The organism is Bordetella petrii, from assembly GCF_020991325.1.
Classification (GTDB): Bacteria; Pseudomonadota; Gammaproteobacteria; order Burkholderiales; family Burkholderiaceae_B; genus Bordetella_A; species Bordetella_A petrii_E.
In genome coordinates this window covers 1-6,075 of sequence record NZ_JAJMLX010000268.1, presented here as the reverse complement: position 1 = coordinate 6,075, position 6,075 = coordinate 1, and the positions used below count along the sequence as shown (strand labels likewise).

Genomic DNA, 6,075 nt, shown 5'->3' with positions numbered 1-6,075 from the left:
GGCGGCGAAGGCGCTGCTGCGAGCCAGTTCCAGCCAGCGATTGGCCGTCGACAGATGTGCGTGGGGCACCAGCGTGGGAACCAGGGCGGGCGCGGCCACGCTGTACACCACGGTGCCGATGGCGGCCGCGCTGCCCAGCGCCGCCAGCCACGCCAGGTCCAGGCCTCCGTTCCATAACAGCAACAGCAATGCCAGCAGCGACACCGTACGCAGGCCTTCGGCCGCCGCCATCAGGCCGCGCCGCGCCACCCTGTCGGCCAGCACGCCCGCCGGCAGCGACAACAGCAGGAAGGGCAGTGTCTGCGCGGTTTGCAGGTACCCCGTCTGCGCAGCGCTGGCGCCCAGCGCCAGCACCGCCACCAACGGCGCGGCGGCCAGTGCCAATTGCTCGGAAAACTGGGCACACAAGTTGGACCAGGCCAGGCGGCGAAAAGCGGCCGGCAGGCGCATGATGGAAGGAGGCATGGCGCAGGCAGGAGAGGGGACAGTGGCGATGCTAGGAACAGGCGCCGCGGCGCGCACCCGGTTCATTGCGGTGGAATTTCCGGCCTGCGGGCCGCCCCGTCCGAAACTGCGATAATGGCCCGTTGGCGGCGCGGTGCCGCCGCGCATATTCCAGGGCCCTAGCATGACAGTTGCCACTCGTCCGCTGTACATCAAAGTCCACGATGCCGACAACGTCGCCATCATCGTCAACGACGGCGGCCTGCCCGCCGGCGCCGAGCTGCCCGACGGCCTGGTGCTGTGCGAGGCGATCCCGCAAGGCCACAAGGTGGCGCTGCGCGACCTGGCGCAGGGCGATCCGGTGGTGCGCTACAACGTTACCGTGGGCTACGCGGCGCAGGCCCTGCCGCGCGGCAGCTGGGTCAACGAGCGCGTCACCACGCTGCCCACGGCGCGGCCGCTGGACGACCTGCCCATGGCCACGCGCGCAGCGCCAGCCCTGCCGCCGCTGGAAGGCCACACATTCATGGGCTACCGCAATGCCGACGGTTCGGTGGGCACGCGCAATATCCTGGCCATTTCCACCACCGTGCAATGCGTGCAGGGCGTGGTGGAACACGCGGTGGGCCGCATCAAGGCCGAACTGTTGCCGCGCTATCCGAACGTCGATGATGTCGTCGGCATCGAGCACACATACGGCTGTGGCGTGGCCATCGATGCGCCAGGTGCCGCGGTGCCGATCCGCACCTTGCGCAATATTGCGCGCAACCCCAATTTCGGCGGCACGGCCATGATGGTCAGCCTGGGCTGCGAAAAGCTGCAGCCCGAACGCCTGATGCCGCGCGGCACCATTCCCATCGCGGCGGGCCAGGGCATGGGCGACGATGTCGATACCGTCTGTCTGCAGGACGAAGAAAACATCGGCTTCGAATCGATGATCCGATCCATCATGGAAACCGCCGAGAAGCACCTGGCTATTCTCGACCGCCGCCGCCGCGAGCCCTGTCCGGTCTCGGACCTGGTAGTGGGCGTGCAGTGCGGCGGCAGCGATGCGTTTTCAGGACTGACCGCCAACCCGGCGGTGGGCTACGCCGCCGACCTGGTGGTGCGCGCTGGCGGCACGGTGATGTTTTCCGAGAACACCGAAGTGCGCGACGGCATCGACCAGTTGACCGCGCGCGCCGCCACGCCCGAGGTGGCCCAGGCGCTGGTGCGCGAAATGGACTGGTACGACCGCTACCTGAGCCTGGGCATGGCCGACCGCAGCGCCAATACCTCGCCCGGCAACAAGAAGGGCGGCCTGTCGAATATCGTCGAGAAGGCCATGGGGTCTATCGTGAAGTCAGGCTCGTCGGCTATTTCGGGCGTGCTGTCGCCGGGCGAAAAACTCAGCAGCAAGGGCCTGGTGTTCTGTGCCACCCCCGCCAGCGACTTCATTTGCGGCACGCTGCAAATGGCGGCCGGCATGAATCTGCACATTTTCACCACAGGCCGTGGCACCCCTTACGGCCTGGCCCAGGTGCCGGTCATCAAGGTGGCCACCCGCAGCGACCTGGCGCGCCGCTGGCACGACCTGATGGACGTGAACGCCGGCCGCATCGCCACCGGGGAAGCCTCCATCGAAGACGTGGGCTGGGAACTGTTCCACCTGATGCTGGATGTGGCCAGCGGCAAGCAGCAGACCTGCGCCGAGAAACTGAAACTGCACAATGCGCTGGCCTTGTTCAACCCGGGGCCCGTGACTTGATCGCCAGGCACCGTCCGGCCCCGTGCCGCGCCCGCGGCGTTCCGAGCAAATATTTCCATGACATCTTCTACTGATACCGAACAACGGCTGGCCGATCTGGAGATCAAGCTGGGGCTGGCCGACGATATGCTGGACCAGTTGAACCAGGCCTTGTTTCGCCAGCAGCAACTCATCGACCGCCTGGTGCGCGAGCTTGCCGAGCTGCGCCAGCAGTTGCCGGACGGCACGGGCGCCAGTTTTCGCAGCCTGCGCGACGAACTGCCGCCGCATTACTGAACACCATGCCCATCCTCTGGGCCTACCTGCGTCCGCATCGCCGACTGGCCGTCCTGGCGCTGTTGCTGGCCGCGGCCAGCCAGGTGCTGGCGCTGATCGACCCGATCATTTTCGGCAAGATCATTGACGAATACGCCATCAACCGCGCCGGCAAGTCCGACAGTGAGCTGATTTCGGGCGTATTGGGACTGCTGGGGCTGGCGGTATTGGTCGCGGTGCTGTCGCGGCTGGCCAAGGCGCTGCAGGAATACGTCACCCGCCTGGTGGTGCAGAAGTTCGGCACGCAGTTGTTCAATGACGGGCTGCGCCAGGCGCTGCGGCTGAAGTTCCAGGAATTCGAAGACCTGCGCAGCGGCGAGACCTTGTCGCTATTGCAGAAAGTGCGCTCGGACAGCGAACGGTTCATCAACGCGTTCATCAATACCGTGTTTGCCGCCATGGTCGGGATAGGCTTCCTGATCTGGTACGCGGTGACACGGCATTGGCTGCTAGTGCCCGTGTTCTTTATCGGCGTGGTGGTGCTGGGCGGCCTGACAGGCTTGCTCAGCCGCGAGATCAAGAGCCAGCAGCGTTCGATCGTGCGCGAGACCAACCGCAGTTCGGGGTTTATTACGGAATCGCTGCGCAATGTGGAACTGATCAAGAGCCTGGGGCTGACGTTTCCGGAAATCCGCCGCCTGCAAGCGCAGACAGTGCGCATCTTCGAACTGGAGATGCAGAAGGTCAAGCGCATCCGGCTGCTGTCGTTCCTGCAGGGCGTCACGCTCAGCATGCTGAAACTGGCGATATTGTTCGCCTTGCTGTGGCTGATTTTCCGCGATGTGCTCAGCACGGGCGAACTGATTGCCATGCAGTTCATTTCGGTGGCGATCTTCGCGCCCCTGCAGGAATTGGGCAACATCATCCTGGCATACCGGGAAGCGGAAGCCTCGTTGTCGAATTTCGACGCGTTGATGAAAAAACCGATAGACCGCCGGCCGGTCTCGCCGCAAGACTGCGGTGCCATCTCGCAGCTGCGGTTCGCCGATGTGGTGTTCCGCCACAAGGGGGCAACAGATAACGCCCTGGACGGCGTGTCGTTCTCGGCCGCGCTGGGCGACACCATTGCTTTCGTGGGGCCTTCCGGATCGGGTAAATCCACCCTGGTGAAGCTGTTGCTGGGCTTGTACACGCCGGCGACCGGCGAGGTGTTCTACAACGATATCTCGACGAAACGGTTGCGCTATAACCGCGCGCGCCGGCAGGTCGGATTGGTGACACAAGAACCCTATTTATTCGCGGGCACGCTGCGCGACAATATCCGCTTCGTGAAGCCAGACGCGACCGATGAAGAGATCGTGGCGGCCATGGAGCAATCGGCGTGCGCCTATTTGCTGAGGAAATCGCCCGAGGGCCTGGGAACACCCATCGGCGAGATGGGGCTGAAGCTGTCGGGCGGCGAGAAGCAGCGCCTGTCTATCGCGCGCGCGCTGATCCGCCAGCCGCGCCTGCTGATATTCGACGAAGCGACATCGGCGCTGGATTCATTGACCGAAGAGCAGATCTCGGACACGGTGCGCCGCATTTCGGCCAGCCGCAAGCAGATCACCATCTTGATCGCCCACCGCCTGTCCACCATCATGCACGCCGACACGATCTTCGTGCTGGAAAAAGGCCGCATCGTGGAAAGCGGAACGCATGCCCAACTGCTGGCGCGTACCGGGCTGTACTACGCCATGTGGCGGCAGCAGATCGGCGAAAGGCCGGGGGTGCCGGGCCAGGGTTGACAGGCGCGTCCGGGCGTCCATGGTTCAAGGCCAGCCTTGCCGCAGTATTAACTGCAGTGTGTCTTCCAGTTGCGCGGGGTCGGCCGGCTGGCCGGGAAGGTCGAATTTGCCGTCCAGCGCCAAGTGTGCGAACCCGTGCACCGTGGACCAGGCCGCCAGCAGCCGGGCGTGCCGGCTGGCGTCCAGGGGTTGGCCGGCGGGAGCCTGGGTGTAGTCGCGGATAGCCTTTTCCAGTTCGGCAAAGGCGGCCTGGCCCGCCGCCTGCAGGCGCGCGTCGTCGGCCAGGCGGTCCTTGCGGAACATCAGCTGGAAGCGGGCGGGGTAGGCCAGGGCAAACCGCAAATAGCCCAGGCCCTGGGCGCGCAGCCGCGCGCCGGGGTCGTTGCCGCCCGACTGGGCGCCTTCGCGCAAATACCGGGTCAGCGCCTCGAACCCCAGGATGGCCACTTCCGTCAGCAGGCCGGCGGCGCTGCCGAAGTGGTGCAGAGGAGCCGCCGGCGACACGCCGACGCGACGCGCCGCTTCACGCAAGGTATAGCCTTCCAGCCCGCGTTCAGCCAGCAGGGTTTCGGTGGCCTCGACCAGGGCATCGCGCAGCGCGCCATGGTGGTAAGCGGCCTGGGTTTTTTCTTGCCTGGGCATCTGGGAAGCCGGCCTCCGGAAAACCTGATCTTTACATTGTTTAGAAGCAATGCTAACTTATCTAAACAGTGTTTAGATAAGGGCGGGTCTCATCATGTTCGAAGCTCTGTTTGGCGCGGCTGGCTGGGTGGTGCTGCCCGCCTGGGCGGGCTTGTCGCTGTCGCCCTGGTTGGGGCAGCGGGTACGCGTGGCAATCTGGGCCGTGACGGGAAGGGGGGTTCCCCTGGTGCTGGGGGCGGTGTACCTGGCGCTGCTGCTGGCCTACTGGCCGGTCGAGGGCGGCGGCTACGGCTCGCTGGCCGCGGTGCGTACCCTGTTCGGGCACGATGGCACGCTGCTGGCCGGCTGGATGCACTTCCTGGCTTTCGATCTGTTCGTGGGTACCTGGATGGCGCGCGAAGGCATGCGCCTGGGCCTGCCGCGCGCGTTGCTGGTGCCGTGCTTCCTGCTGGCGTTCTGGTTCGGGCCGGTGGGGCTGCTGGCGTTCTTCGCGTTGCGCGCCTGGCCTTGGGTGAAGCGCGCGGCAGGCGAACTGCTGCGCCGCCAGCCGCAACTGGCCGGCTTCGGGATGCTGTTGCTGGCGCTGTTGCTACCGGCAGCCATGGCCGCCTGGCTGGATCCGCGCACGCTGGCGGGCGTGGATGTGTGGGCCAAACCGATGAAATTCCTGGCCGCCATCGGCCTGTACGCGCTGACCCTGGCGTGGCTGATCGGCGAACTGCCGGCGGTGCGGCGCCATACGCGGCTGGTGCGCGCGGTGGTCGGGGTAGTGCTGCTGACGGGCATGTTCGAGGCCGTGTACATCACCTGGCAAGGCGCGCTGGGACAGCCTTCGCATTTCAATCTGAGCACGCCGTTCCATGCCGCCATGTACAGCTTGATGGGCCTGGCCGCGTTGGTGTTCACGTCGATGTCGCTGCCGGTGGCGCACCAGTTGTGGCGTCATGGCGACGGGATGGCGCCGGCTTATCGTCTGGGCGCCATCGCGGGCCTGCTGCTGACTTTCCTGGCGGGCGCGGGCATGGGGGTGGCCATCAGCATGAATGGCGGGCCCTGGGTGGGCGGCGCGGGCGGATCCGGCCTGCCCATCGTGGGCTGGTCGACCTCGGTGGGCGATTTGCGCGCGCCGCATTTCCTGGGGGTGCATGCCCAGCAGCTATTGCCGGCCGCGGGCTGGCTGCTGGCTCGCGGGGCAGGGCG

6 protein-coding genes are annotated in these 6,075 nt (G+C 65.9%); 4 read left to right on the top strand and 2 right to left on the bottom strand.

Going from position 1 to position 6,075, the window contains the following annotated elements; translation table 11 throughout:
* The coding region (locus tag LPZ50_RS20400) for an MFS transporter (protein ID WP_230664411.1) at window positions 1–465 on the bottom strand (465 nt) is incomplete at its 3' end.
* 163 nt (window positions 466–628) lie between these two features.
* On the opposite strand from LPZ50_RS20400, the gene garD reads away from it, so the two are divergent.
* Genes garD through LPZ50_RS20385 form a run of 3 tightly spaced genes read left to right on the top strand, consistent with a single transcriptional unit; the run spans window position 629 to window position 4,233 of the window.
* Window positions 629–2,191 carry a galactarate dehydratase gene (gene garD, locus LPZ50_RS20395; protein WP_230664409.1) on the top strand — a complete coding sequence of 521 codons (1,563 nt, stop codon included), beginning with the start codon at window positions 629–631 and terminating at the stop codon, window positions 2,189–2,191.
* A gap of 57 nt (window positions 2,192–2,248) precedes the next feature.
* Complete coding sequence (locus LPZ50_RS20390; RefSeq protein ID WP_230664407.1) at window positions 2,249–2,467, top strand: SlyX family protein; 219 nt, start codon at window positions 2,249–2,251, stop codon at window positions 2,465–2,467.
* Between the two features lie 5 nt (window positions 2,468–2,472).
* Window positions 2,473–4,233, top strand: coding sequence for an ABC transporter ATP-binding protein (locus LPZ50_RS20385; RefSeq protein WP_230664405.1), 1,761 nt, complete (start codon window positions 2,473–2,475; stop codon window positions 4,231–4,233).
* A 24-nt stretch (window positions 4,234–4,257) separates the two neighbouring features.
* Here the strand turns inward: LPZ50_RS20385 and LPZ50_RS20380 are convergent, their stop codons facing one another.
* Complete coding sequence (locus LPZ50_RS20380) at window positions 4,258–4,875, bottom strand: TetR/AcrR family transcriptional regulator (protein WP_230664403.1); 618 nt, start codon at window positions 4,873–4,875, stop codon at window positions 4,258–4,260.
* Between the two features lie 94 nt (window positions 4,876–4,969).
* On the opposite strand from LPZ50_RS20380, the gene LPZ50_RS20375 reads away from it, so the two are divergent.
* Window positions 4,970–6,075, top strand: a 1,106-nt coding sequence (locus tag LPZ50_RS20375) for an ABA4-like family protein (RefSeq protein ID WP_230664401.1), incomplete at its 3' end; no start/stop codon positions are given.

Coding starts and splice junctions, on each gene's coding strand:
- garD (WP_230664409.1), top strand. CDS start 629: ATGACAGTTGCCACTCGTCCGCTGTACATCAAAGTCCACGATGCCGAC.
- LPZ50_RS20390 (WP_230664407.1), top strand. CDS start 2,249: ATGACATCTTCTACTGATACCGAACAACGGCTGGCCGATCTGGAGATC.
- LPZ50_RS20385 (WP_230664405.1), top strand. CDS start 2,473: ATGCCCATCCTCTGGGCCTACCTGCGTCCGCATCGCCGACTGGCCGTC.
- LPZ50_RS20380 (WP_230664403.1), bottom strand. CDS start 4,875: ATGCCCAGGCAAGAAAAAACCCAGGCCGCTTACCACCATGGCGCGCTG.